At 71.4% G+C, this 22,468-nt stretch carries 24 protein-coding genes; 8 read left to right on the top strand and 16 right to left on the bottom strand.

Features of this window, described 5'->3' with window-relative positions:
• The first annotated feature begins 8 nt into the window (after positions 1 to 8).
• Together FCN18_RS03980 and FCN18_RS03975 are read left to right on the top strand one after the other, a co-directional pair.
• Positions 9 to 869, top strand: a complete 861-nt coding sequence (locus tag FCN18_RS03980; protein ID WP_206077793.1) for a class I SAM-dependent methyltransferase — start codon at positions 9 to 11, stop codon at positions 867 to 869.
• A gap of 4 nt (positions 870 to 873) precedes the next feature.
• Positions 874 to 2,004 (top strand): nucleotidyltransferase family protein, encoded by a 1,131-nt coding sequence (locus tag FCN18_RS03975; protein WP_158303030.1) that lies wholly within the window; start codon positions 874 to 876, stop codon positions 2,002 to 2,004.
• On the opposite strand, the gene FCN18_RS03970 is transcribed toward FCN18_RS03975, so the two are convergent.
• Positions 1,959 to 3,128, bottom strand: a complete 1,170-nt coding sequence (locus tag FCN18_RS03970) for an asparagine synthase-related protein (RefSeq protein WP_228713620.1) — start codon at positions 3,126 to 3,128, stop codon at positions 1,959 to 1,961. The genes FCN18_RS03975 and FCN18_RS03970 overlap by 46 nt on opposite strands.
• Before the next feature lie 279 nt (positions 3,129 to 3,407).
• Positions 3,408 to 3,545: a lasso RiPP family leader peptide-containing protein gene (locus FCN18_RS03965; RefSeq protein ID WP_112276666.1), complete on the bottom strand. Its 138-nt coding sequence runs from the start codon at positions 3,543 to 3,545 to the stop codon at positions 3,408 to 3,410.
• 190 nt (positions 3,546 to 3,735) lie between these two features.
• Here FCN18_RS03965 and FCN18_RS03960 point away from each other — a divergent pair, with 190 nt between their 5' ends.
• Positions 3,736 to 5,508, top strand: coding sequence for an ABC transporter ATP-binding protein (locus tag FCN18_RS03960; RefSeq protein ID WP_137093270.1), 1,773 nt, complete (start codon positions 3,736 to 3,738; stop codon positions 5,506 to 5,508).
• Between the two features lie 198 nt (positions 5,509 to 5,706).
• On the opposite strand, the gene FCN18_RS03955 is transcribed toward FCN18_RS03960, so the two are convergent.
• The 5 genes from FCN18_RS03955 to FCN18_RS03935 are packed head-to-tail and all read right to left on the bottom strand — an operon-like array spanning position 5,707 to position 8,593.
• Positions 5,707 to 6,648, bottom strand: a complete 942-nt coding sequence (locus FCN18_RS03955; protein ID WP_137093268.1) for a hypothetical protein — start codon at positions 6,646 to 6,648, stop codon at positions 5,707 to 5,709.
• Between the two features lie 5 nt (positions 6,649 to 6,653).
• Positions 6,654 to 7,073: a lasso peptide biosynthesis B2 protein gene (locus tag FCN18_RS03950; RefSeq protein WP_228713618.1), complete on the bottom strand. Its 420-nt coding sequence runs from the start codon at positions 7,071 to 7,073 to the stop codon at positions 6,654 to 6,656.
• A complete protein-coding gene (locus FCN18_RS40480) occupies positions 7,070 to 7,195 on the bottom strand; it encodes a hypothetical protein (protein WP_267285351.1) in 126 nt (41 codons plus the stop codon). The genes FCN18_RS03950 and FCN18_RS40480 overlap by 4 nt, the downstream gene beginning before the upstream one ends.
• Positions 7,192 to 8,361 carry an asparagine synthase-related protein gene (locus tag FCN18_RS03940; RefSeq protein ID WP_137093266.1) on the bottom strand — a complete coding sequence of 390 codons (1,170 nt, stop codon included), beginning with the start codon at positions 8,359 to 8,361 and terminating at the stop codon, positions 7,192 to 7,194. Before FCN18_RS03940 ends, FCN18_RS40480 begins: the two co-directional genes overlap by 4 nt.
• Positions 8,342 to 8,593, bottom strand: coding sequence for a PqqD family protein (locus FCN18_RS03935; protein ID WP_137093264.1), 252 nt, complete (start codon positions 8,591 to 8,593; stop codon positions 8,342 to 8,344). Before FCN18_RS03935 ends, FCN18_RS03940 begins: the two co-directional genes overlap by 20 nt.
• 113 nt (positions 8,594 to 8,706) lie before the next feature.
• On the opposite strand from FCN18_RS03935, the gene FCN18_RS03930 reads away from it, so the two are divergent.
• A complete protein-coding gene (locus FCN18_RS03930; protein WP_137093262.1) occupies positions 8,707 to 9,384 on the top strand; it encodes a phosphatase PAP2 family protein in 678 nt (225 codons plus the stop codon).
• Here FCN18_RS03930 and FCN18_RS03925 read toward each other — a convergent pair.
• From FCN18_RS03925 to FCN18_RS03885, 9 genes are read right to left on the bottom strand one after another with little or no spacing between them, the layout of a single operon-like run.
• Complete coding sequence (locus tag FCN18_RS03925; RefSeq protein ID WP_112266567.1) at positions 9,356 to 10,681, bottom strand: glutamate-1-semialdehyde 2,1-aminomutase; 1,326 nt, start codon at positions 10,679 to 10,681, stop codon at positions 9,356 to 9,358. The genes FCN18_RS03930 and FCN18_RS03925 overlap by 29 nt on opposite strands.
• Positions 10,682 to 10,686: 5 nt before the next feature.
• A complete protein-coding gene (locus FCN18_RS03920) occupies positions 10,687 to 11,235 on the bottom strand; it encodes a dTDP-4-dehydrorhamnose 3,5-epimerase family protein (protein ID WP_113642019.1) in 549 nt (182 codons plus the stop codon).
• Positions 11,232 to 12,455, bottom strand: coding sequence for a polysaccharide pyruvyl transferase family protein (locus FCN18_RS03915; RefSeq protein WP_137093260.1), 1,224 nt, complete (start codon positions 12,453 to 12,455; stop codon positions 11,232 to 11,234). Before FCN18_RS03915 ends, FCN18_RS03920 begins: the two co-directional genes overlap by 4 nt.
• Positions 12,452 to 13,720, bottom strand: coding sequence for an MATE family efflux transporter (locus FCN18_RS03910; protein ID WP_137093257.1), 1,269 nt, complete (start codon positions 13,718 to 13,720; stop codon positions 12,452 to 12,454). The genes FCN18_RS03915 and FCN18_RS03910 overlap by 4 nt, the downstream gene beginning before the upstream one ends.
• Before the next feature lie 3 nt (positions 13,721 to 13,723).
• Complete coding sequence (locus tag FCN18_RS03905; RefSeq protein WP_113642047.1) at positions 13,724 to 15,007, bottom strand: DUF4910 domain-containing protein; 1,284 nt, start codon at positions 15,005 to 15,007, stop codon at positions 13,724 to 13,726.
• An 11-nt stretch (positions 15,008 to 15,018) separates the two neighbouring features.
• Positions 15,019 to 16,041, bottom strand: coding sequence for an NAD-dependent epimerase/dehydratase family protein (locus FCN18_RS03900; RefSeq protein WP_137093255.1), 1,023 nt, complete (start codon positions 16,039 to 16,041; stop codon positions 15,019 to 15,021).
• Between the two features lie 3 nt (positions 16,042 to 16,044).
• The gene (locus FCN18_RS03895; protein ID WP_112266557.1) at positions 16,045 to 16,692 is read right to left on the bottom strand and encodes a PIG-L deacetylase family protein; all 648 of its coding nucleotides are present in this window, start codon (positions 16,690 to 16,692) and stop codon (positions 16,045 to 16,047) included.
• Complete coding sequence (locus FCN18_RS03890; protein ID WP_112266556.1) at positions 16,689 to 17,486, bottom strand: sugar phosphate nucleotidyltransferase; 798 nt, start codon at positions 17,484 to 17,486, stop codon at positions 16,689 to 16,691. Before FCN18_RS03890 ends, FCN18_RS03895 begins: the two co-directional genes overlap by 4 nt.
• Positions 17,483 to 18,718: a class I SAM-dependent methyltransferase gene (locus FCN18_RS03885; protein ID WP_137093253.1), complete on the bottom strand. Its 1,236-nt coding sequence runs from the start codon at positions 18,716 to 18,718 to the stop codon at positions 17,483 to 17,485. Before FCN18_RS03885 ends, FCN18_RS03890 begins: the two co-directional genes overlap by 4 nt.
• A gap of 223 nt (positions 18,719 to 18,941) precedes the next feature.
• Here FCN18_RS03885 and FCN18_RS03880 point away from each other — a divergent pair, with 223 nt between their 5' ends.
• The 4 genes from FCN18_RS03880 to FCN18_RS03865 are packed head-to-tail and all read left to right on the top strand — an operon-like array spanning position 18,942 to position 22,435.
• A complete protein-coding gene (locus FCN18_RS03880) occupies positions 18,942 to 19,940 on the top strand; it encodes a metal ABC transporter solute-binding protein, Zn/Mn family (RefSeq protein WP_137093251.1) in 999 nt (332 codons plus the stop codon).
• Positions 19,937 to 20,686, top strand: a complete 750-nt coding sequence (locus FCN18_RS03875) for a metal ABC transporter ATP-binding protein (protein ID WP_112266553.1) — start codon at positions 19,937 to 19,939, stop codon at positions 20,684 to 20,686. Before FCN18_RS03880 ends, FCN18_RS03875 begins: the two co-directional genes overlap by 4 nt.
• Complete coding sequence (locus FCN18_RS03870; RefSeq protein ID WP_113642013.1) at positions 20,683 to 21,570, top strand: metal ABC transporter permease; 888 nt, start codon at positions 20,683 to 20,685, stop codon at positions 21,568 to 21,570. The genes FCN18_RS03875 and FCN18_RS03870 overlap by 4 nt, the downstream gene beginning before the upstream one ends.
• Positions 21,557 to 22,435: a metal ABC transporter permease gene (locus FCN18_RS03865; protein ID WP_137093248.1), complete on the top strand. Its 879-nt coding sequence runs from the start codon at positions 21,557 to 21,559 to the stop codon at positions 22,433 to 22,435. Before FCN18_RS03870 ends, FCN18_RS03865 begins: the two co-directional genes overlap by 14 nt.
• Positions 22,436 to 22,468 lie beyond the last annotated feature (33 nt).

The following is a 22,468-nucleotide window of genomic DNA, read 5'->3' as shown; positions in this document are numbered from 1 at the left end:
AACCGACAGTGAGAACAGGTGCATTCAGCCAATCCAGTGCCCTGAGCCGCAGGATCGCGCGCAGCAGACTGGCCCCGGTCGCGGCGTTCCCCATCCGCGCGATGAGCGTGCTCAAACACGACGCGCAGGTGGTCGGGAAGTCCGCGCGCTGGCTCTTCACCTCCAGGGAACACCACAACTTCACCTACGACCTCTCGCCCCGCAACCGGGAGCACCTCGCGTGGTTCCTCTCGGCCGTGACCGGGCTGGACGTCAGTGCTTTCCGCAACTGGCTCGACGAGGTGGAAGGTGACGACGCGCTGCGCACGCTGGTCGCCCACGGCGTCGCCACGAGCGACCGGCGCGGCCTCGCCGACGAGGTGGTGCGCTACGGCCGCCGCATCGGCTGGTACGCGCTGGTGCGCGCCCTCCGGCCGAAGCACGTGGTGGAGTCGGGCATCGACAAGGGGCTCGGCTCGTGCCTCATCGCATCGGCCCTGCTGCGCAACGCCGCCGACGGACACCCCGGCAGGCTCAGCGCACTCGACATCAACCCCGACGCCGGGTACCTGATCCAGAGCCCCTACCGCGAGGTGGTCGACGTGCGCAGGGGCGACTCGCTGGAGACCATCCCGGCGCTGACCGAGCCCGTCGACCTCTTCATCCACGACAGCTGGCACAGCCCCGAGCACGAGAGCGCCGAGTTCACGCTCATGGAGGACAAGCTCGCGGAGAACGCGCTGCTGGTCACCGACAACGCGGCCGAGACCGACGTGCTGATCCAGCATGCCGAGAAGACCGGCCGCCGGTTCCTGTACTTCCAGGAGCGGCCCGAGAACCACTGGCATCCGGGCGACGGCACCGGCATCGCCTGGTACGGCAAGGGCTGAGGCGATGGCGCGTCGGGTCTGCGGTGAGGAGCACTACCCAGCCACGTTGCTCGCCGTCGCAGGTCACGGCCTGCCCGGTGCCGCGCGCATCTTTCCCGCCGAACCGCTCGGCGACAAGGCGTGGACCGCGCTGCTGGCCGCTGCACGCGAGCACCGTGTGCTCGGCCCGCTGCGCCAGGCCGTCGGGGAAGGGCGCCTGCCAACGCGCGACCGGCAGGCCGCCGACGCGCGCGCCCTCCACCGCGCCGGCCTGCTGCGCGTGTTGTCGCTGGAGCAGGCGCTGCTCTCCCTCGTGCGCCTGCTCGGCGAGGCAGGCATCGACAGCAGGGTGCTCAAGGGCAGCGCGGTGGCGCGGCTCGACTACCGCGAGCCCGCGCTGCGCTCGTTCATCGACCTCGACGTGCTCGTGCGGGCAGCCGACTTCGAACGCGCGGTCACCACGCTCGGCACGGCGGGCCTCGTGAGGACGCTCGCCGAGCCGTCGCCGGGGTTCGACCGCCGCTTCGACAAGGGGACCACACTTCGCCACGCCGCGGGCTACGAGCTCGACCTGCACCGGACCTTCGTGCTCGGGCCGTGGGGCAGGCTGGTGCGGCTGGAGTCGCTGTGGGACGAAGGCGAGGCGTTCGAGCTCGGCGGCCACCAGCTGCGCGCGCTCTCGCGCCGCAACCGTTTCCTGCACGCCTGCTACCACGCCGCGCTCGGCGACTGGCCGCTGCGGCTCGGCTCACTGCGCGACATCGCGGAGATGCTGCGCTGGGCCGACCCCGATGGCGCGGCGATCCTGAGCATCGCGCGCGAGTGGGGCATCCAGGCGGTCGTCGCCGCTGCGGTCGCCGACTGCACCCGGCTGCTCGGGCTGCCTGCCAACGGCGAGCTGACGCGATGGGCACCCGGCTACGTGCCCACCAGGCGCGAGGTGTCGTGGCTGGCCCTGCACACCCACGCGAACAAGACGTTCGCCGCGCAGGCGCTCGCCACGGTGCGGGTGCTGCCGTGGCGCGACCGGACCGCGTACGTGCGGGCGCTGCTGCTGCCGGACGCCGAGTACGTCGCGGGCAGGCACCGCTCGGCGCTGAGCCGGTTCGGCTACGCCGTGCGCGAGGTGCGCAGAGGCCGCGCGGCCCGGTCCTGAGTGGACAGCCACGCCTGCTGCAGCAGCGTCATCGAAGGCGCCGAGGGCGTATCGGAGAGCCAGATGCGCCGCAGCACGCCGGGGTCGACCAGGTCCGCGTCGACCCCGTCACCGGCCCAGCTCTCGGCGAACTCACGCGTGTGGCTGGTGAACAACGCCGAGGCGAAAGCGGCCTTGCTGTCACGCTCCAGGACCGTACGCGGCAACAGGTCACCGAAAAGCGAGCGCATCGCGTCGGTACGGCCGCTCCAGCCCCAGAACCCGGCCGCCTCGCGCACTGCGGCGACGAACTCCAGCTCACCGAAGGTCTGGACGTAGGTGACCCCGATCGACTCACCGAGCGTGCGGACCGTCTCGTAGGCGCGGCGCACGCTCCGGCGCGTCGCGAACTGCCAGGCGTGCTGCCCGGCGTGCAGCGACGACGCGGCGATGTCGTCGGCGTCCCTGCGCGCGAGCAGCCGCGCGACGTCGTCCCGCAGCCAGGGCCTGCGGTAGTGGTGGCGCAGCGCCCAGCGCCTGCGCACCACCGCCGGAGCGAACGCCCGCGCGATGTAGGGATAGACCTGCGGGCGGACCTTGCCCCTGGCCTTGAGCACCTTCGTCAACGGCGTGATGCGCTTGAGGCCGAACACCTCGTCGCCGCTCTCGCCGGTGAGCAGCACCCCACCGCGGGCGAGGTTCATCATGCGCCACGTTGGCGCGATGTTGGGTGGCCACAGTAGACCGTGCTCGCGTAACAGCGGCGCGGCGACGGGGCCGATCGGATCGTGCTCGTCCAGCACCGAGAGCACCACACGTTCGTGCACGCCCAGGTGGTCCAGCACCGCCTGCTGCCACTGCGCCTCGTCGGTGGCGGGCGCGTTCGGGTAGGTGAGTGTCACCGGAACCGGCAACGGCAGACCCTCCCGGCGCGCGGCGTGGACCGCCGCCGCGAGCAGCACCGACGAGTCCCTGCCCCCGGAGAACGCGAGCAGACAGGGCGAGCGGGTCAGGTGCGTCAGCAGGATCCGGTCGAGCACCTGCCGCGGCGAGCCGTACGGAGGCTGTGGCAGCGGCACCCGCTCGTAGCCGTTGACCCAGCCACCCACGATCTCCAGCTCGTCCATTGTGTACAGGTTGCCCATGGAGCACCTTTCTTTCGGGCAGCCGTTCGAATTCGTGACACGCCAACGGGCCACGGGGCCGTGCACATTCTTCGGCCCCGTGGCTGATCCGTCAGGAGAATGTATCGTCGCCGAAAATCGGCCCGAGGACCGGAAGCCAGGACAAATTGTCCGCGTTGTCCCCGCCGATAGCGGACTGCGTCATCTCCACGACCGTCCCCAGAGTGGTGAGCTCGGGTGGCACGTACGGCTGGCGCATTGGGGTACACCTCCTCTCCGTGTGTCGAAGTGGCAAACTCCTCAGGAGAAGGTCAGGTCACCGAAGACGGTGCCCGCCGCGAAGTCGGCGTCGAGCCGGCTCCCCTGCGACTGTCCGAGCGTGATCTCGGCTACCGAACCGATCTCTTCGAGCGCGGGAGCGGTGTAAACTTCTTTCATTCCGCACCCCCTTTCCGAACAATTGGAACCACGGCGAAACAGGCACACCATCGCGCCTAGCAGACCATTCGTACTTTCGGCGCATTCGTTACGCCTGGACGGATAACGTGTCCACTCGGCAACGAAACCGGTACCGCTGAGGTATTGTGCGCGGCTCGGTTTTCGCACTCGCCGCGGATAAGATCGGTTGGTGCGCCTGCGAAAAGTGGCCAGAGCCTCGGTGAACACCCCGCGGCTGATCGCGGCCGCCGCGCGCGAGGTTCGCCGTGCCGATCCACTGGGGGCGGTGGTCGCCTCGGTGTACCAGATCATCGGCGCCACCGCGGCACTCGGCGTGGTCGCCGCGGGCAAGCTCACCTTCGACGCGTTGCTGCAGCCCGAGGACGCCGCACTCGGGATCACCCCGTCGCTGCTGCTGCTCGCGCTCGCGACCGCGCTGTCCGGGTCGGTCGGTCCACTCCAGACCCAGCAGCACCGGCTGCTCGGTGAGCGGGTCTCGCAGCGGGTGTGGGACCGGCTGCTCGACACCACCGCGCGCGCCGACCTGGTGACCTACGAGTCGTCCGGCTTCGCGACCTCGCTCGAGCGAATCCAGCAGAACGCGCTGACGAGGCCGTTCACCGTCACGACCTCGCTGCTGGGGCTCACCGGCAGCCTGCTCGGCGTGGTGACGCTGTCGGCGGTGCTGATCGGCGTCGAGCCGCTGCTGGTGCCGATCCTGCTCGCGGCCGGGCTGCCAGCGGTGCTGCTCTCGCGCTGGGCGAGCCGCACCGAGTTCGCGTTCGCCCACCGGCTCACGCCGTTCGCCAGGCGGCGCAACTACCTGCGGCAGCTGCTCACGCAGCGGCCCTACGCCGCCGAGCTGCGCGCGTTCGACTCGGCCGGACGGCTGCGGGAGAAGCACGCAGAGCTCAACCACGAGGTGAACGCCGGCCTGCGCGGGCAGGTGCGGCACCGGCAGCTGATCGCCGCGCTGACCACGCTCGGGGTCGCGGCGGCGTTGACGGGTGCGCTGCTCGCGATCGTCGCGCTCGTGCGGCAGGGACGAATCGGGTTACCGGAGGCCGGTGCGGCCGCGATCGCCGTGCGGTTGCTGTCCGGGCAGCTCAACACGCTGTTCACATCGATCGGGGGCCTGTTCGAGTCGGCCCCGTTCCTCGCGGATCTCGAACGGTTCGTCGCCTCGGTGCCGCCGGCCGCGCCGCGCGGGCGCAAGCGAACGCTCACCGAGGGGATCGCTTTGTGCGACGTCACCTTCCGCTACCCGGGTCAGGAGCGGCCCGCGGTGGACGGGGTCGACATCCGGATCGGCGCGGGCGAGGTCGTGGCGCTGGTCGGCGAGAACGGCTCCGGAAAGACCACGCTCGCCAAGATCGCGGCCGGGCTGTACGCGCCGGACACGGGCTCCCGCCGGTGGGACGGCGCCGTCGTGCCCGCCGCCGACGTGCGGGCGTCGGTGACCGTGATCTTCCAGGACTTCGTGCGCTACCAGCTGACGCTGCGCGAGAACATCGTGATCAGCGACGGGTACCGCGACGACGCCGACCTCGAGGACGCCGCCAAGCGCGCGGGCCTGCTCGCGGCGACGCGGGAACTGCCCGACGGGCTCGACACGATGCTCGGCCGCGACCTCGACGAGGGTGTGGACCTGTCCGGTGGGCAGTGGCAGCGGGTGGCCCTGGCGAGAGCGTTGTACCGCGACACGGGGCTGGTGGTGCTCGACGAGCCCGCCGCGTCCCTCGACCCGCGTGCCGAGTACGAGCTGTTCGCCGACGTGCGGGCCATGCTCGGGGGCCGCGCGGCCCTGCTCATCTCGCACCGGTTCTCCAGCACGCGTCTCGCCGACCGCATCTACGTTCTCGATGGTGGCCGCGTCGTCGAATGCGGCACCCACGACGAGCTCATGTCGAGGGCAGGCCAGTACGCCGAGCTGTACACCCTCCAATCGGCGGCCTACCGCTGACGCCCGCGAGTCCCCCGCTCCAGCCGGCGAGTCCCCCGCTCCAGCCCGCGAGTCCCCCGCTCCCAACCGCGAGTTGCCCGCTCCCGACGGCCGCCGAATGGGGAACTCGCGGGCCCGAAGGGGCAACTCGCAGACCGGAAGGGGCAACTCGCAGACCGGAAAGGGGGACTCGCGGGTCAGAGCGGGGGACTCGCGCGGTCACACCCTTGCCGGTTCCGCCAGGGCCGCCAGCAGGCGACCCGGGATCTCCGGGCGGAAGGGCGGGCCCCACGGGACGGTCGCCTCGAAGAGGGGTACGCGTTCGACGAGGTCACCGAGCGCCTGGAAGGTGTGCCCCAGCGAGGAGGGGTCCGACCACCCGAGCACGCGCGGGAACCGGCACAGCCACAACAGCGCCCTCGAAGGGGGTACCCGGCGCACCACGACGTCGCCCGCCTCCCGGCTCGGCCGGGGTACGACGCACGCCGCGAGCGGCAGCGGCCCACCCGCACGGGAACCGGGTCGCAGCGCCAGCCTGCCGTCCGCGGTGGGGCGCACCGCAGACCCAGGCGCCGAGTCGGCCAGTTGCCGCGCGTTCGGGCGCAGCCGGCTCTCGGTGCTTCCCGGATGCGCCACGAACCCGTTCGCGCCGGCGGGGTCGACCCGCAGCACGTCGTCCGCCACCAGTCCGCACCCGGCTCCGCAGAGCGCGGCGGCGAGCGTCGACTTGCCCATGCCCGACGCGCCGACGAACGCGATGGCCCGCCCCTCGGCCTCCACGGCGCTCGCATGCAGCACTAGGTGCCCTCGAAGCAGCAGCTGCACCGCCAGCAGCGTGCCCGACGCCAGCACCGACAGCAGTCCCGGATCGGCGCCGCGCTGCGGATGCGCGGTCACGTCCGCGAGGTCCGCGTCGCCCGCGAACTCGGCCAGCTCCGGGTAACGCAGCACCGTCCGCTCGCCCTCGCGAGCGAGCGCGTAGAACATCCGCCCGCCCTCGCGCGACAGCTCCGCCAGCGGCTTCCCCTCCGGCCGCCGATGGGGGACGTCCACCGCCTCGCCGAGGCGAAGGGTCACCTCGTGGCGGCCATCACCGGGCGGCAGCGGCAGTTCCAGGTCGCTCACGATCCCCAAGCCGTGCGCCCGGTACCGGTACGCCACGCCGCTCACCGCCCCGCAGCGCCGAGGGTCGCGAACGCCGACGCGCCGGGGTCGAGCGAGCGGCCGCCGATCTCCAGCCACGAGTGCGCGAAGAACGCGCCGTCCTCACGCCGCACGCCGATCCGCAGCACCGGGTCCAGCTCACGCAGGCGGTGCCCGATCAGCAGGCACCGGCGCAGGCACGTGTCCCCCGCGGGCCAGCACGCGGCGACGAGCCTCGTCGCGACCACGGCCGGACGCGTGCGCCGCGGCAGCACGGCCCGCTCGCGCGCGGGCGGCGCCGCGCTGTCGAGATCCCAGCCGACGCCGAGCCGCAGGCACGTCGACGGCAGATCTTCGGTGCGCAGGCTCCGTTCGATCAGCGCCAACGTCACGACCGCGCGCGGCACCTCGGCCACGAACCGCACCACTCCCCGCACGCTCACCGCTCCTCCTCGTCCGCCAGCCACGCCAGCGCCACATCCCCGGGCGCCAGCCCCACCCGCACCAACGTCACGACCGCGCCCGGCACCTCCGCCACGAACCGCACCACTCCCCGCACGCTCACCGCTCCTCCGCGCTCGCCAGCCACGCCTGCTGCAGCAGCAGCGCCGTGGACGCGGGCGGGACCTCCGACAGCCACGCCGCCCGCAGGGCCACCGGATCGACGAGGTCCTGATCGACCCCGCCGCCGTCCCACTCTCGCGCGAAGGCACGCGACACGGCGCCGAACCGCGACGCGTTGAAGTACGCCTTGTCGCGCCGCGAGACCACCTCCGGCGGCAACAGCTCACCTGCCAGCAGCCGGGTGCCCTCAGCGCGCGTCAGCCCACCCCACGGCCCGCCGAACGCCGCGTACGACGCGACGAAGTCCGCCGCCCCCAGCGGTTCGACGAGCGCGCAGTCGTACTGCCCGGCGACGGCGGCCCGCGTGCGCCTGCCGACCAGGACCGCGCGGGGCGCCAGAGCGGACCACACACTGCGGTCGAAGCGCAGGGGCCGCGCGGCACCGTCCACACCGAGCGCCCGGCGCAGCGGGGGGCGCAGCCACGGCGCGTCACCCAGCACTCGCCGGGCCCGGTGCCTGCGCACCGGCGCGGGCGCCGCACAGGTCGCCGCGAGCCGCCAGTCGGCGCCGGTGAGCCCGCGCCCTCGCCTGCGCACCACCGCACGAAGCAGCGCCGCGCGATGCCCGCCGAGCACCTCGTCACCGCCGTTGCCCGTCACGAGGCTGCCGCCGCGCGCGTACCGCGCGAGCAGCACCGTGTTGCCGACAGCGGCGGGGTACACCGGCGCCCCGTGCTCACGCAGCACGGGCGTCGTGAGCGGGCCGAGCACGTCCAGCTCGCCGGTGATGTCGCGGCGGATCCATTCGATCCGCGAACCCAGGTGGGCCAGCACCTTCTCCTGCCATGCCGTCTCGTCGGCGGCGGGATCGCCTGGATAGCGGAACGTCACCGCGATCGGCGCGGGCAGGCCCTCGCGCGCGGCTAGATCGGCGGCGACGGCCAGCAGCAGCGCGGAGTCCCTTCCTCCCGAGAAGGCGACGACGCACGGCGGGCGCAGCAGCGCGGGCCGCACGGCATCGCGCAGCGCGCGCACCGGATCCGGGTCGACCCGCGCGGCCCTCGCGAGCAGCAGCGGCACGGCGCCGACCGGGCACCCGAGCGCGATTTCCCGCGCCGAGAGCGTCGGCAGCACGGTGGGCCGCTCGTCAGTGCAGGAGCTGGGCATCGCGCAGCCGTTCGACGAAAGCCTCGACGTCCCGGCGCGCGGTGGCGTCGTCGACGTCGTACTCGGCCACGATCGTGCCGACGAGTGCGTCGACCGACGTCTCCTCGGTCAGCAGTTCGAACAGCCGTGTGCCCACACCGGTGATCGTGAAGTACCGGGAGGTGGGCAGGCTCAGCACGATCGTCTCGTCACCGATGGTTCGCGTGGACAGCTCGGCGGATCGCAGGCGCATGGGGTCCCTCCTCCGCGGTTCCATATTGGATTCGCGTTGGGGCACAAGATCGTTACGCCGAAAGGCCGTGTCCGAAACGAACGATCCGGCAACGCCGACTTAGTGGTGTGCGCATGGAACCGATGAGCGAGGACGGCGGGCTCGCCCTGCCGAGGCGGCTACGACTGCCGCTCGGTATGGCGGCGGGAATCGGCGTGCTCGTGGTGCTCCTGCTCGGGTTTCTCCACGCCGGCGAGTCGACGGCGAGCGGCGTGGACGCGTGGGTCGAGTCCCTCGTCGGCGAGCCCGTCGGGCCGAGACGCGAGGTCGCGCTCATGGTCGACTTCGGCGGCGAACCCGTGGGCGCCGCGATCCTCGTGGCCGTGCTGGCCGGGATGTGCCTGGCGCTGCGGCGGTTCCGGCTCGCGATCCTCACCGTCGCGTGCCTCGTGCCCGCGTTCGCCACCACGCCGCTGAAGGACGTCTTCGATCGCACGATCAACGACGGCCACCTCGCCTACCCCAGCGGGCACACGGCGTTCGCCACCGCCATCGGGATCGTGTTCGGTCTGCTCGTGGTGGACGTCTTCCGCGTCGGCGGCAGGGCGGCGCTCGCCGTGGTCGCGGGAACGGCGCTGCTTGGCGGCGCCGAGATGGCGTGGGCGCAGACGTCGCTGGACGCCCACTACGCCACGGACACGCTCGGCGGCTTCGCCACGGCCTTCGTGTTCGTGCCCGTGCTGGCCGTGGCGATCGACGTCGTCGCCGAAAGGGCCGCGCTGGTCAGGCCCGGCGGCGGAACACCGGCTTGACCGAGCGGCCGCCCATCCACGCCGTGGGATCCTGCGCGTCGAGTGCCTTCCGGTACACCGCGCACGCCTGCGAGACGACCTCGACGGTCCGCTCGATGTCCTCGCCGGACAGCGCGCTGCTGACCACGAACGAGGGGCCGAGCACGCCGCCGCAAACCAGCTGCCGCAGGAACAGGGTCCGGTACTGCTGCGAGGGCCTGCCGTGCTCGTCCAGCGTCGCGAAGACCAGGTTGCTCGCGCGGCCACGGACGAGGACGTGGTCGCCGACGCCCATACCCTCGGCGACCTCCCGCACACCGGCGGCCAGCCGCTCGCCGAGGTCGTGCAGCCGCGCGGTGATGCCCTCCTCGGTGTAGGTCTGCAGCACGGCCATCGCCGCGGCGAGCGAGTGCGTTTCAGCGCCGTGCGTGGTGGAGAGGAGGAAGACACGGTCGCCCCGGCCACGAAGACCGCCGAGCTCCATCAGCTCACGCTTGCCGGCGAGCGCCGACACGGCGAAGCCGTTGCCGAGCGCCTTGCCGAACGTCGACAGGTCGGGCGTCACGCCGTACAAGCCCTGCGCCCCGGCCTCCGACCAGCGGAAACCGGTGATCATCTCGTCGAAGATCAGCACACAGCCGTAGGTGTCGGCGAGCGAGCGCAGTCCTTCGAGGTAGCCCGGTGGGGGTTCCAGTTGCCCCGACGCCGCCTCGAGCATGAGACACGCGATCTGCCCGTCGTGCCGCCGCAGCAGCTCCTCCGTCGCGGCGAGGTCGCCGTACGGGAACGTCACCGTGAGCGGCCTGGTCCTGGCGGGAATGCCGGCGTCCATCGCGGTTGTGCCGATGAACCAGTCGTCGGTGGAGAAGAACGGCTGGTCGGCACAGATGGCCACCAGCTGGCGTCCGGTGGCGGCGCGCGCGAGCCGCACGGCGGCGGTGGTGACGTCGGAGCCGTTCTTGGCGAACTTCACCATGTCCGCCGTGGGCACGGTGGTGAGGAACCGTTCCGCCGCCTCGAGTTCGAGGATGCCGGGACGCACGAAGTTGGAGCCCCGGTCGAGTTCGCGCCGCGCCGCTTCGGTGACGCGGGGATGCGCGTGCCCGAGGCTCACCGAGCGCAGGCCGGCGCCGTACTCGATGTAGCGGTTGCCGTCGACGTCCCACACGTGCGCGCCGACGCCGTGGGAGATCACGGGCGCGAGGCACTCGGGGTACTGGTCGTCGCCCTTGGCGTAGGTGTGCGCGCCACCGGGGATCAGCTGGTGCAGCCGCTCGTTGGCCACGTTGGAGCGGGGAAGCGTCCGTTCGGTGTCCATGTCGGTTACCTCGGCTTCCTGAGCGCGTCGGCGAGCGAGGGGGCGAGCCTGTCCCGCTCCGACAGCAGGGTGGGTGGCAGTGGCCACGGGATGGCCAGTTCCGGGTCGTCGTGGGCGATCGCGACGTCCTCGGCTGGATCGTGTGGCCGGTCGATGCGGTAGGACACGTCGGCGGGTTCGGTCAGCGCCTGGAAGCCGTGCGCGCAGCCCGCGGGCACGTACACGGTCACCTGCGTGTCGCCGGAAAGCTGGAAGAACTCGATGTTGCGGTGGGTGGGCGAATCGGGCCGCAGATCAACGACCACGTCGAACACCTCGCCGTAGGAGCAGCGGACGAGCTTCGCCTCGCCGCGGCCCGAACGCAGGTGCATACCGCGAATCACGCCCTTGGCGGAGCGGGAGAGGCTGTCCTGCGCGAAGCCGTCGGGGTCGATGCCCACGGAACGCACCACCTCCCGGTCGAACGTGCGGGAGAAGAACCCGCGCGCGTCGACGTGCGGCGTCGGTTCGAAAAGGTAGGCCCCGGCGATGGCCGGGACGGGGATGGCCTTCATCGTCGCCCTCCGTTCGGAAAGAGAGCCTTGGACAACACGGAGTACTGCTGCTCCAGCCGTTCCCTGCACGCCCGGCTGCGCTCGGCGAGCGCGGGGCGCAGCTCATCGGCGCGCCGTTCGAGTTCGGTGAACTGCGCGACGAGCCGGTCGACGTCGACGGCCTTGGCGGGCTGACAGAACTCCGCCATCCCGAACTCGGCCATGAGATCGTCGCTCTTGGCCGAGTAGCTGATGGAGATCGTCGGCTTGGCGAGCTTGAGCCCGCAGAGCACGTTGTGGTAGCGCGTGCCCACCACGAAGTCGACCCCGGCCATCTGCCGCATGAGTTCCCTGAGCGTGGTCATGGGTTCGGCCACCACGGCGGACGCGGGCAGTCCGGGGCGCTGCTCGCGCAGGTCGGCAAGCACATCGGCGACCACAGCGTCGTCGTAGATGTCACCGGTGAACAGGCGCAGCCGGTAGCCCCGGTCGATGAGCCTGCACACGAATTCCTTCATCGCGGTGACGTAGGTGGCGCGAATGCGGGCGGCATCGCGCCGGTCGTCGTTCGAACCGGAGAAGGCCATCAGCCCGACCCCGACCACCGGCGTGCCGGTGTCCGTCGACGCCTCGGGCTCGGGCAGCGCGAACACGAGATCCGGGTAGACGTCGTCCGCCACCGTGTCGGCTCCCATCTCCTGTAGAGCGGCGCGGGAGCGGACGTCGCGGAACGACCGGTAGTGAGCCAGCTTCGCCGCCGAACCGATGAACAGCCGGGTGGCGCGCTGTTTGATCACGTTGGCGCCGACGTTCACCAGCGCCACCGGCGTGCCCGTCAGCCGCCCCGCCGCAGTGAGCAGGAACAGCGACAGGGGGAAACCCCAGGCGCGCAAGGGAAGCGTCGTCTCCAGCACGCCCGCGCCGGGCACGATCACCACGTCCTGTCCGCGGACCCAACGCAGGACCCGAATCGGGTCGAGCAGTTTCCCGAGCGCTTTCGCGACGAACACGCCGACACGGGTACGTGGGCGGGGGCGGCCGTAGAACCAGTGCAGCGACGCGGTCGGCAGGCCGTAGCGCTCGCGCACCACCGCAGCGCCGGAACAGAAGCCACTGAGCACGGCGTCGGGATGTTCCCGCTGGAGGTAGTCGAGGATCACCTCGAGGGAACCGTCGTTACCGATGTTTCCGGAGCCGAGCAGGCCGAACAGGCCGACTCGCGGTGGCGCGGTCCTGCTCATCGCGTCCTCATCTCCTCGGGCTGGTCCGGCTCGGGCACGACGTACTGGCGGAAACCCACCCGCAGCTGCCACCACCAGACGGCCGCACCGCACCACATCGCGATCGTGGAGCCCCAGCTGGCGCCGAGGGCCCCGCCGAGCGCGGCTCCGGCGAGCCCGCCGCCGAGGTAGCCTGCCGAGGCGAACAGCTGGGCCCGCAGGCTCAGCTTCGCCGCCCCGAGCGCACGCAGCCCCGCCGTCGCACCGGCCACCACGCCCGCGCCGGTGACCGAGAGCGTGATCGGCAGGATCAGCTCCTCGGCAGGTCCCCATACCTCGCCGAGCACGAGCGTGCCAAGCGAATCGGGCAGGAACAGCAGGATCCCGAGGCCCCACACCAGCGCCGCGGCGGCCTGCCCTCCACCGAGCACGAGGCAGAACGCGGGCAGCCGGGCCGGGGACCGTTTGAGCACCCGCGCCGCCTCGGGCACCGCGACGAGGCTCACGCCCATCAGCAGCGCGAGGAACGGCGCGAGCAGCAGCTCGCCACCCCGGATGGCACCGACGGCGGACAGGCCCGCGATCGCGCCGAGGCCGTACATCCGCAGCTGCGAGGCGCCGCTGTTGCTGACGTTCTCGACGAGGTAGCGCGAGCCGAGGTCGCGGTGGCGTGACACCCATTCCCGCGCTCCGCCCGCGCTCGGCAGCACCCCGGACTGGAGCGCGCCGTAGCCCGCGGCAAGCGCGGCGGAAAGGCCCCACGCGAGCACGAAGGCGAACACGGTGCCCGACTTCGCCGCGAGGAACAGCGCGGGCACCATGGCGGCCGCCCACACGATGTCGTTGAGGAACGCCTTCTGCCCCTGTCCCGCCGCGAAGAACGCGTACCGCCACGAGTCCTGCACCAGCAGGCCAGGGAGAACGACGCCGAGCCCTAGGAACGCCCAGCCGATCACTCCACCGAGCGCGAGTCCCGCGAGGACGCTCAGCGCGCCCGAGCCGAGGCCGATCAGCAGCGCCGTGCCCGACGAGCGTGCCACGGCGGAACGCCATCGCTCGTCCGCGGCGCCGCTGAAACGCACCACGAGCGGGTCGGTCGCGAGGCCGCGTGAGACGTTGAGCAGCACGCCGTAGGTCACCCACGCGAGCGTGAACACGCCGAAGCCCGTGACGCCGAGACCGCGGGCGACGACGATGCCGACCGCGAAGTTGGACAGGCTCGACACCGCCTGGTCACCGAGGCCCCAGCTGAGCCGCCCCGCCATGGCGCGCACGCCTTGCCGCATCGCTCACTCCCTCGCGGGCGGGGCCGGGGCGAGCAGCCCGGCCGCGTACAGCGCGTCGGCGGCGGCGGCCACCGCGTCGAAGGCGATGCCCGAGCGCTGCGCGATGTCGAGCAGCGTGTGGTCGCCGTCGGAGAGGTTGAGCACCCACAGCATCGCGAGCTGGGCCTGCTTGGCGTCACTGCGGCCCCCAAGGGAGCCGTAGAGCCCGCGCTTGCCGAGCTGCGGCTCGCCGTACGGGCTCAGGTTCACGTAGCGGCGGTTGCGGTCGAGCACCGAGAACGCGTCCCGGCACGCGGCGAGCGTGTCGGCCATGGCTTGCGCGGTCACGAAGTCCGGGTTGTCGGCCGACGTGTGGTACTCGGGGTAGCCCGCGTAGGGCGTGCGCGTCAGCGAGCCGACGCCGAGGTTGAACCCGGGTGAGCAGAACTGCCGTTCGTCGTAGCCGTACGGCGAGAAGTCCACCACCGTGTGCTCGCGCTCGGCGAGCACGTGCTGGACGACACGGTCGATCTCGGCGTCCCCGCGCCTGCTCTTCTTGTACGTCAACGACCCAGGGTCACCCGCGCACGCGAGCACGAGCCCGTGCTTCACCTTGCCGATGCGCTCGGCGTTGCGGGCCAGCCACGTGATCGAGCCGATCGTGCCGGGCACGAACAGGAACCGGTAGGTGTAGTACGGCTCCCGCTGCGCCAGCTCGCGGGCGAGGAACGTGGCGACGGCGATCCCGGCGAGGTTGTCGTTCGCCAGGGAGGGATGGCACACGTGGCACGACACGATCACCTCGTCGGTGACCTCGCCGGGCACGACGTGCTCCGCGTAGGTCAGGTGCCCGTCCTCCAGCGTCGAGTCGATGCGGACCTCGTAGTCACCGTCCGGCAGGGCGTCGAGCGCGTTCTGCGAGAGGCAGAAACCCCAGTCCGGCGAGTAGTAGCTGGTGCGGTAGGGCACGAGCGACGGCTGGTCGGGCAGGGTGTGCAGGTGCTCGCGCAGCTCGGCGAGGCTCATCGTGGCCGACACCGGCACGCTGTAGCTCACCACGTGCAGACTGGACTCGGCGAAGTCCACCACCCGCTTGCCCTCGGAGTCGGCGATCCAGGCGTCGGAGATGTTCCATTCCTTCGGAACGGTCCAGTCGAAGACCTGCGTGCCGGTGGGTACCTCGTACAGCCGCAGCGGCAGGTACTCGCCGACGATCTCCAGCGTCCGGCGCACTCCGTCGCCCGTGATGCTGCGGCAGAGCGGGTAGAGCCGCTCGACCAGCGCGTGCATCTCGGCGCCCGTGTTCATCCCCGTGTTCATCACTGCCCGCGCAGGGTGTCGTCGACGGTGCCGTCTTCCATCCGGTCACGCAGCCACGCCAGCCGCGTGAAGCGCCGCGCGAAGTCCTCCGGGGTCAGCGTGAAACGCTGGTAGGCCTCCACCAGCTCCACGGCCCCGTCCTTGACGCTCCACTGGCAGTCGAAGCCGGGCACGGCCTCGCGGAAGCGCGAGAAGTCCACGCGGTACGAGCGCGGGTCGGCGCCCGCCTCGCCGGTGATCCGCAGCCGCGCGCCCGGCACGGCCTCCACCACCTGCTCGGCGATCTCGGCGACGGTGACGTTGTTGCGCTCGGTGCCGATGTTGAAGGCCCGGTTGTGCACGGCCTCCCGCGGCGCGGCGAGCGCTGCGGCGAACGCGCGCGCGATGTCGACGGCGTGCACGAGCGGCCGCCACGGCGTGCCGTCGGAGAGCACCAGCACCTCGCCGGAGAGCACCGCGTGCCCGACGAGGTTGTTGAGCACGATGTCGGCGCGCAGCCGCGGCGAGTAGCCGAACGCGGTCGCGTTGCGCATGAACACCGGCGTGAAGTCGTCGTCGGCCATCGCCCCGACATCGCCCTCGACCTTGACCTTCGACTCGGCGTAGGGCGTCACGGGCCGCAGCGGTGCCTCCTCGTCGACGAGCCCCGAGTCGCCGGAAGCGCCGTACACCGAGCACGTCGAGGCGTAGAGGAAGCGGCTCACCCCCGCCGCCTTGGCCAGCTCGGCGAGCCGCACGGCGGCGTGGTGGTTGATGTCGTAGGTGAGCTGCGGGGCGAGCGCGCCGAGCGGATCGTTGGACAGCGCGGCCAGGTGAATCACCGCGTCCACACCGGACACGTGCTCGGGCCCGGCATCGCGCAGGTCCACGGTGTGGGCGGGCGGGTCGCCGGGCAGCAGGCCGAGCACGCAGTCGTCGAAGAGGCCGGAGTCGAGGCCGATGACCTCATGGCCCTCGGCGGCGAGCACCGGGGCCATCACCGTGCCCAGGTAGCCCTTGTGGCCGGTCAGCAGCACACGCATGTCTCAGCCCTCCAGGGCAAGAGTGAACTTGTGGGTGTAGAAGCCCTCGGCGTAGTGGTGTCCGCACTCGATGCCGCGGATCCGGGCCAGCCCGAGGAAGGCCTCCCGGTCATACCAAGGACGATGTCGCTGGGAGGGGTAGTGCTGTTGCAGCAACCGCACCTTTTTCTCCGCGAGCTCGCGCGAGAGCGGCTGGTAGGCCGACGGCGTGCCGAGGTCGCCGTCCCATTTCACGATCTCGTAGCCGAGCGCGAGGTGGTCGCGGAACACCGTGGGCACGAGCTGTGCGAGGCCTCGGTGGTCCTGGTGCGCGTCGCCGGTGCTCGGCGCGATCACCAGCTCCGGTTCGGTGCGCCTGCGCAGCTCCTCCAGCGCGGACTTCGCCTCGTCCCAGTGCGCGGGCAGCCGCCCGTCGGGCAGCTTCAGGACCGTGACGTCCACGTCGGCGCCCTGGCAGAACGCGGCCAGAGCGGCCCGCTCCTCGTCCTCGCGGTCGGTGCCGCCGCCGGAGAGCACGAGCGCGTCGACCCGCACCCCCGGCCACGCCGAGCACAGGGTCAGCAACGTGCCCCCGGCGCCGATCGCGATGTCGTCACAGTGGGCGCCGAGCGCAACGACCCGCGTGAGCCGGCCGGCGAGCAGTCGGATCACGCCGTCCTCGCGACCTCTCGCTCGTTCTCCCAGAGCGCCCACGGGCGCTCGCCGCGGGCGTAGGCCTCGTCGAGCGCGGCCCGCTCCTTGACCGTGTCGGTCGGCTTCCAGAAGCCCCGGTACGGGTAGGCGAGCAGCCTGCCCCGCTTGGCGAGCTCGGCGCAGCCGTCGCCCACGAGGTCGCCGTTCTGCGGGATGTGGTCGAACACCTCCTGGCGCAGCACGAAGTACCCGCCGTTCTCCCACAGCGGCATCTCGCTCACCGCCGTGATGGCGCCGACCATGCCGCCCTCGTCCATCTCCACACAGTGGAACGACGACTGCGGCGGCACGACCATCATCGAAGCGCCCGCGTCCGAGGCCGAGAACCGCTCGATGATGTCGGGCAGCGGCGCGTCGGTGAGCACGTCGGCGTAGTTGGCGAGGAACATCTCGTCACCGTCGAGGTGGTGGCGCACTCGCCGCAGCCGCTCCCCGATAGCGGACTCGATGCCCGTCTGCACGAACGTGATCGACCACTCCGAGATGTCGGTGGAGAGCAGCTCCGCCTTGCCGCCCCGCAACACGAAGTCGTTGGACGTGGTCTCCTCGTAGTTGAGGAAGAAGTCCTTGATGTGGTGGGCGCCGTAGCCGAGACACAGGATGAACTCGGTGTGCCCGAAGTGCGCGTAGTAGCGCATCACGTGCCAGATCAGCGGGCGCGGGCCCACCATCTGCATGGGCTTTGGCACGTCCGAGGCCGTGCCGTTGCGCATGCGCATGCCGTAGCCGCCGCAGAAGAGAACGACCTTCACGATGTCACCTCGACGATCTCCAGTCGTGGGATCGGGAACACCAGCCGTCCGCCCCACTCGTCTACATAGGACAACTGCTCCGTGAGCTCTTCCCTGAGGTTCCACGGGAGCACGAGCACGTAATCGGGCCGGTCGAGTGCGATCTGCTCGGGCGGCAGGATGGGGATCCGCGTGCCCGGCGTGTACCGGCCGTGCTTGTAGGGGTTGCGATCCACCGTGTACGCGAGCAGGTCCGGCCGGATGCCGCAGTGGTTCAGCAGCGTGTTGCCCTTGCCGGGCGCGCCGTAGCCCACCACGGTCCTGCCGTTCGCGGCGGCCTCGGTGAGGAACCGCAGCAGGTCCAGCCGCACGCGGTCCACCTCGGCGGCGAACGCGGTGTAGCCGCTCAGCTCGTGCAGGCCGGCGGCCTTCTCGCGCGCGAGGACATCGACCATGCGCGAGCTCGGTTCGCCCGCGACCTCGACCGGTCGTGCCCAGAGCCGGATGGAACCGCCGTGGGTCGGCAGCAGCTCGACGTCCACAACGGACAAACCGCCCACCGCGAGCGCCCTTCGCGCCGACTCCACGGTGTAGTACTGGAAATGCTCGTGGTAGATCGTGTCGTACTGCACCTTCTGGATCAGCGTCAGCAGATGCTGCACCTCGATCGACACCCAGCCGTCGTCGGCCACCAGCGCGCGCAGGCCGTGGGTGAAGCCGGCGACGTCGGGGATGTGCGCGTAGACGTTGTTGGCCACCACCAGGTTCGCGGGTCCGTGCTCGGCGCGGGCCTGCGCTCCCGTCTCTGGGCCGAGGAATGCCGTGAGCGTTGGGACTCCCTTGTCGCGGGCGGCCTGGCCGACGTTCACCGAGGGCTCGATCCCGAGACAGCGCATCGACCGTGACACCACGTGCTGCAACAGGTACCCGTCGTTGCTGGCGACCTCGACGACGAAGGAGTTCTCGTCCAGCGAGGCACGCTCGACGGCGCTCTCCACGAAGCGGCGCGCGTGATCCACCCAGGACTGGGAGTACGACGAGAAGTAGGCGTACTCCGTGAACGTGTCCTCCGGCGTGATGAGCGGCGGGATCTGCGCGAGCCAGCATTCGGTGCAGACGCGCAGGTGCAGCGGATACGTGACTTCCGGTTCGTCGAGCTGGTCCCGCGTCAGAAACCGCTCACACGGCGGCGTCGCCCCGAGGTCCACGACACCTGCCATGCTCGCGGAGCCGCACAATCGGCATGTTGTCATCTACTTGGCTCCTTGGCGCGCGGTGTCCGTGCAAAGCCTGATTCGCGGGCCAGTAGGCCGTTGTTACAGCGAATTCGGACAGCGCGGCAATGCGATTCCCAAATGAGACCTGTCTCGTTTCCGCATTTCCGAAAACGGGGAATGACTGTGAGACATTCGCCGCCATGGTTGTCTTCGACGCGGCGTACGCTAAAGTTCGGCATACCGAACTTTGGGAAGGGCGATGGACACCGAGCGGATCAGTGAGAGCGCGCGCCGCAGGCGGCACGCGCGCAGGCGCGACGCGCGGCTGCTCGTCGCGCTCGCGGCCGTGTTCGTGCTGGCCCTCTCCTGCGCCGTCGGCTACGCCATGCAGCCGGGCGCCGATCCCGCGCACGAGGGCCTGCGCCTGGTCACCACCACGAACTTCCTCGACGACACCGTGCGCCGCATCGGCGGCGAGCACGTCGAGACCGTGCGGCTCATGGGCCCCGGGGTCGACCCCCACCTGTACCAGGCCAAGGCGAGCGACCTGACCGAGATGCGCGAGGCGGACGCGGTGGTCGCCGTCGGGCTCTACCTCGAAGGGTCGCTGCAACAGACGTTGGACGAGATCGCCAGGACCAAACCGGTGCTCTTCGCGGGCGAGGCCATTCCCAAGGAGAAGCTGCTCTCCCCTCCGGCAGGCGCGGCCCCGGAGGAGGAGCACGACCCGCACGTCTGGTTCGACCCGTACCTGTGGGTCCACGTGGTCGACTCCGTCACCGACGAGCTCGCGAAGCTCGACCCCGAGCACGCCGTGGACTACCGCCGCAACGGCGCCGCCTACCGCGCCGACGTGCTCGCGATGGCCGCGCAGGTGCACAGGATGATCGAGCGGATCCCGCCGGCGCACCGGCAGCTCGTCACCTCGCACGACGCGTTCCGCTACTTCGGGAGGGCATTCGGCATGGAAGTCGTCGCGATCCAGGGGATCTCCACGCAGCAGGAGGCGACCACGGCCGACATCTCGCGCGTCGCCGCCGACATCGCCTCGAGCGGGGTGCGCTCGGTGTTCGTCGAGTCGAGCGTGCCGAGACAGACGCTCGACTCGGTGCTCGCGGCGGCCCGCAGGCAAGGCAGCGACATCCGGATCGGCGGCGAGCTGTTCTCCGACGCCGCCGGCGCCGACGGCACCCCCGAGGGCACCTACCTCGGCATGGTGCGCGCCAACGCCGAGACGCTCGTGGAGGGACTGCGATGACAACGACCGTGGTGCGGCCACCGTCCGCGCTGGCACTGCACGAGGTGAGCGCCTCCTACGGCGGACGCACCGTGCTCGACGGCGTCAGCGTGGAGATCCCTCCCGCCACGCTGTCCGCCGTCGTCGGCCCCAACGGCGCCGGCAAGTCGACGATGGTCAAGGCCGCGCTGGGGCTCGTGCCGTCGGTGCGCGGGCACGTCGCGCTGCTCGGCGAACCGCTGCGGCGCGTCCGCCGCCGGGTCGCGTACGTGCCGCAGCAGGACAGCGTCGCGCAGGACTTCCCCATCACCGCCGTCCAGGTGGTGGAGATGGGCCGCTACCCGCACCGGGGCTGGTTGCGCAGGCTCACCCGCCACGACGACGAGCTGGTGGCCGCCGCGATGGAGCAGGTGAACGTAGCCGACCTCGCCGACAGCCCCATCGACGAGCTGTCCGGAGGGCAGCGGCAGCGGGTCTTCCTCGCCCGCGCGCTCGCGCAGGGCGCGGATTTGATCATTCTCGACGAGCCGTTCACGGCCGTCGACGCGCGCACGGAGTCGGCGCTGCTTGAGGTGCTCACGTCGCTGTGCGAGAACGGCCGGTCCGTGATCGCCGTGCACCACGACCTGCGCACCGTGCTCGACCGGTTCGACCACGCCGTGCTGCTCGCGGGCACCGTGATCGCCGCGGGCGCGCCGGCGGACGTACTCACCGCAGAGCACCTGGAGCGCGCTTACGGCATGGCCCCGCTGGCGCTGAACCGATGATCGGCTGGCTCCTCGACGCGCTCCCGCTGTCCTACCCCGACGCGGTGGTGGTGGTCGGCACCGCCGTGGTCGGGTTCGTCGCCGGCGCGCTCGGTCCGCTCGCGGTGCTGCGCCAGCGCAGCATGTTCGGCGACGCCATGAGCCACGGCACGCTCGCGGGTGTCGCGGTCGCGTTCCTGGTCACGGGCGCGAAGGTGCCCGAGGTGCTGCTGCTCGGCGCCACGATCTCCGCCGCGCTCGCGGCGTTCGCGATGATCGCGCTGGAACGCACGGGCCGGCTGCGGCCCGACGCCGCGATCGGCGTGGTGCTCTCGGTGTCGCTGACGCTCGGCATCGTGCTGCTGACCCACATCGCGGGCAGCGGCAACAGCGAGCAGGCCGGGCTCAACTCCTACCTGCTCGGCCAGGCCGCGGGCCTCACCGAACGCGACATCGTGCTCGCGCTCGCGCTCGGCGCGGCGGCGCTCGCCGTGCTGCTGGTGGGCTTCCGGCTGGTGCGCTCCGCGACGTTCGACCCCGGGTTCACGTCGGTCGCCGGGGTGCCGACGTGGGCGGTCGACGCCGCGAGCACCGGCCTGCTCGCCCTCGCCGTGGTGCTCGGAGTGCGCACGGTCGGCGCGATCCTGATGGTGGCGCTGCTCGTGGCCCCGGTGGTGACGGCGCGACAGCTCACCAAGCGGCTCTCCACGCTCGTGCCACTCTCCGGCGCGGTGGGCGCAGCGTGCGGTGCGGTCGGCGGGGTCCTGTCCGGACGCGCGGAACTCCCGGCGGGGCCGGTGATCGTGCTGCTGGCGACCGCCGTCGCGGTGCTGTCGGTGACGTTCGCGCCGCGCAGGGGCATCGTCGCGAGGATGAGGCGGAGGAGGACCCGTGTCGCCCGATGACGTCATGATCGTCGTGATCACGGGGCTGCTCTCCACGGCCTGTGCGCTGCTCGGCAGCTTTCTCGTGCTGCGGCGGCAGGCGCTGCTACCCGACGCGGTGAGCCACGCGGTGCTGCCGGGAATCGTGCTGATCTTCCTGCTGACCGGCGAGCGCGCGTCGCTCGCGACCGTGCTCGGCGCGACGGCGTTCGGCGTCGCCTGCGTGGCCGGGTTCGACTGGCTTCGGCGCACCGGCATCGTCGGCTCCGACGCGGCACTCGCACTCGTCTTCCCCGCCCTGTTCTCGATGGGAATCCTGCTGATCAGCCGGTTCGCCTCGGGCGCGCACATCGACCTCGACTCGGCGATCTTCGGCGACGTGACGTTCGCGCCGCTGCGCACGATCGAGATCGCCGGCGCCGACGTGCCCCGCTCGCTGGTGATCACCGGCGGCGCGACGCTCGCGACGGTGCTCCTCGTGACCCTGCTGTGGCGGCCGCTGCAGGCGAGCACGTTCGACCCGGACTTCGCCGAACTGGGCGGCCTGCGCGGGCGGCTGGTGAACCAGGTGCTGCTGGTGGCCGTGGCGGGGCTCGCGGTGGTGGCCTTCGACAGCGTCGGCGCGATCCTGGTGATCACGTTCTTCGTGATGCCGGCGTCCACGGCACGGCTGCTGGTGCGGCGCGTCGGCACGATGCTCGTGGTCGCCGTGGCGGTCGGCTGGCTCAGCGCGTTCGGAGGCCAGCGCGCCGCGGTCACGTTCGACACGTCCATCCCGGGCACCATCGGACTCACCGCGGGAGCCCTCTTCCTGCTGGCCCTCCTCTTCGCCCCGCGCAAAGGCCTGCTCACCAGACGCCTCACCCGGCTCCGCCAACCGCAGTGAAGGCCACCATGCCTGCGTTCAACGCAGTGAAGG

Origin of the sequence: Prauserella endophytica (genome assembly GCF_005146945.1) — a bacterium.
Taxonomy (GTDB): Bacteria; Actinomycetota; Actinomycetes; order Mycobacteriales; family Pseudonocardiaceae; genus Prauserella_A; species Prauserella_A endophytica.
This window is presented reverse-complemented; position numbering and strand designations above follow the sequence as displayed.

Excerpts from the sequence above, each read along its gene's own strand:
- FCN18_RS03975 (WP_158303030.1), top strand. The coding sequence starts at position 874 with ATGGCGCGTCGGGTCTGCGGTGAGGAGCACTACCCAGCCACGTTGCTC.
- FCN18_RS03970 (WP_228713620.1), bottom strand. The coding sequence starts at position 3,128 with ATGGGCAACCTGTACACAATGGACGAGCTGGAGATCGTGGGTGGCTGG.
- FCN18_RS03965 (WP_112276666.1), bottom strand. The coding sequence starts at position 3,545 with ATGAAAGAAGTTTACACCGCTCCCGCGCTCGAAGAGATCGGTTCGGTA.
- FCN18_RS03940 (WP_137093266.1), bottom strand. The coding sequence starts at position 8,361 with ATGCCCAGCTCCTGCACTGACGAGCGGCCCACCGTGCTGCCGACGCTC.
- FCN18_RS03935 (WP_137093264.1), bottom strand. The coding sequence starts at position 8,593 with ATGCGCCTGCGATCCGCCGAGCTGTCCACGCGAACCATCGGTGACGAG.
- FCN18_RS03930 (WP_137093262.1), top strand. The coding sequence starts at position 8,707 with ATGGAACCGATGAGCGAGGACGGCGGGCTCGCCCTGCCGAGGCGGCTA.
- FCN18_RS03925 (WP_112266567.1), bottom strand. The coding sequence starts at position 10,681 with ATGGACACCGAACGGACGCTTCCCCGCTCCAACGTGGCCAACGAGCGG.
- FCN18_RS03920 (WP_113642019.1), bottom strand. The coding sequence starts at position 11,235 with ATGAAGGCCATCCCCGTCCCGGCCATCGCCGGGGCCTACCTTTTCGAA.
- FCN18_RS03915 (WP_137093260.1), bottom strand. The coding sequence starts at position 12,455 with ATGAGCAGGACCGCGCCACCGCGAGTCGGCCTGTTCGGCCTGCTCGGC.
- FCN18_RS03910 (WP_137093257.1), bottom strand. The coding sequence starts at position 13,720 with ATGCGGCAAGGCGTGCGCGCCATGGCGGGGCGGCTCAGCTGGGGCCTC.
- FCN18_RS03905 (WP_113642047.1), bottom strand. The coding sequence starts at position 15,007 with ATGAACACGGGCGCCGAGATGCACGCGCTGGTCGAGCGGCTCTACCCG.
- FCN18_RS03900 (WP_137093255.1), bottom strand. The coding sequence starts at position 16,041 with ATGCGTGTGCTGCTGACCGGCCACAAGGGCTACCTGGGCACGGTGATG.
- FCN18_RS03885 (WP_137093253.1), bottom strand. The coding sequence starts at position 18,718 with ATGACAACATGCCGATTGTGCGGCTCCGCGAGCATGGCAGGTGTCGTG.
- FCN18_RS03880 (WP_137093251.1), top strand. The coding sequence starts at position 18,942 with ATGGACACCGAGCGGATCAGTGAGAGCGCGCGCCGCAGGCGGCACGCG.
- FCN18_RS03875 (WP_112266553.1), top strand. The coding sequence starts at position 19,937 with ATGACAACGACCGTGGTGCGGCCACCGTCCGCGCTGGCACTGCACGAG.
- FCN18_RS03870 (WP_113642013.1), top strand. The coding sequence starts at position 20,683 with ATGATCGGCTGGCTCCTCGACGCGCTCCCGCTGTCCTACCCCGACGCG.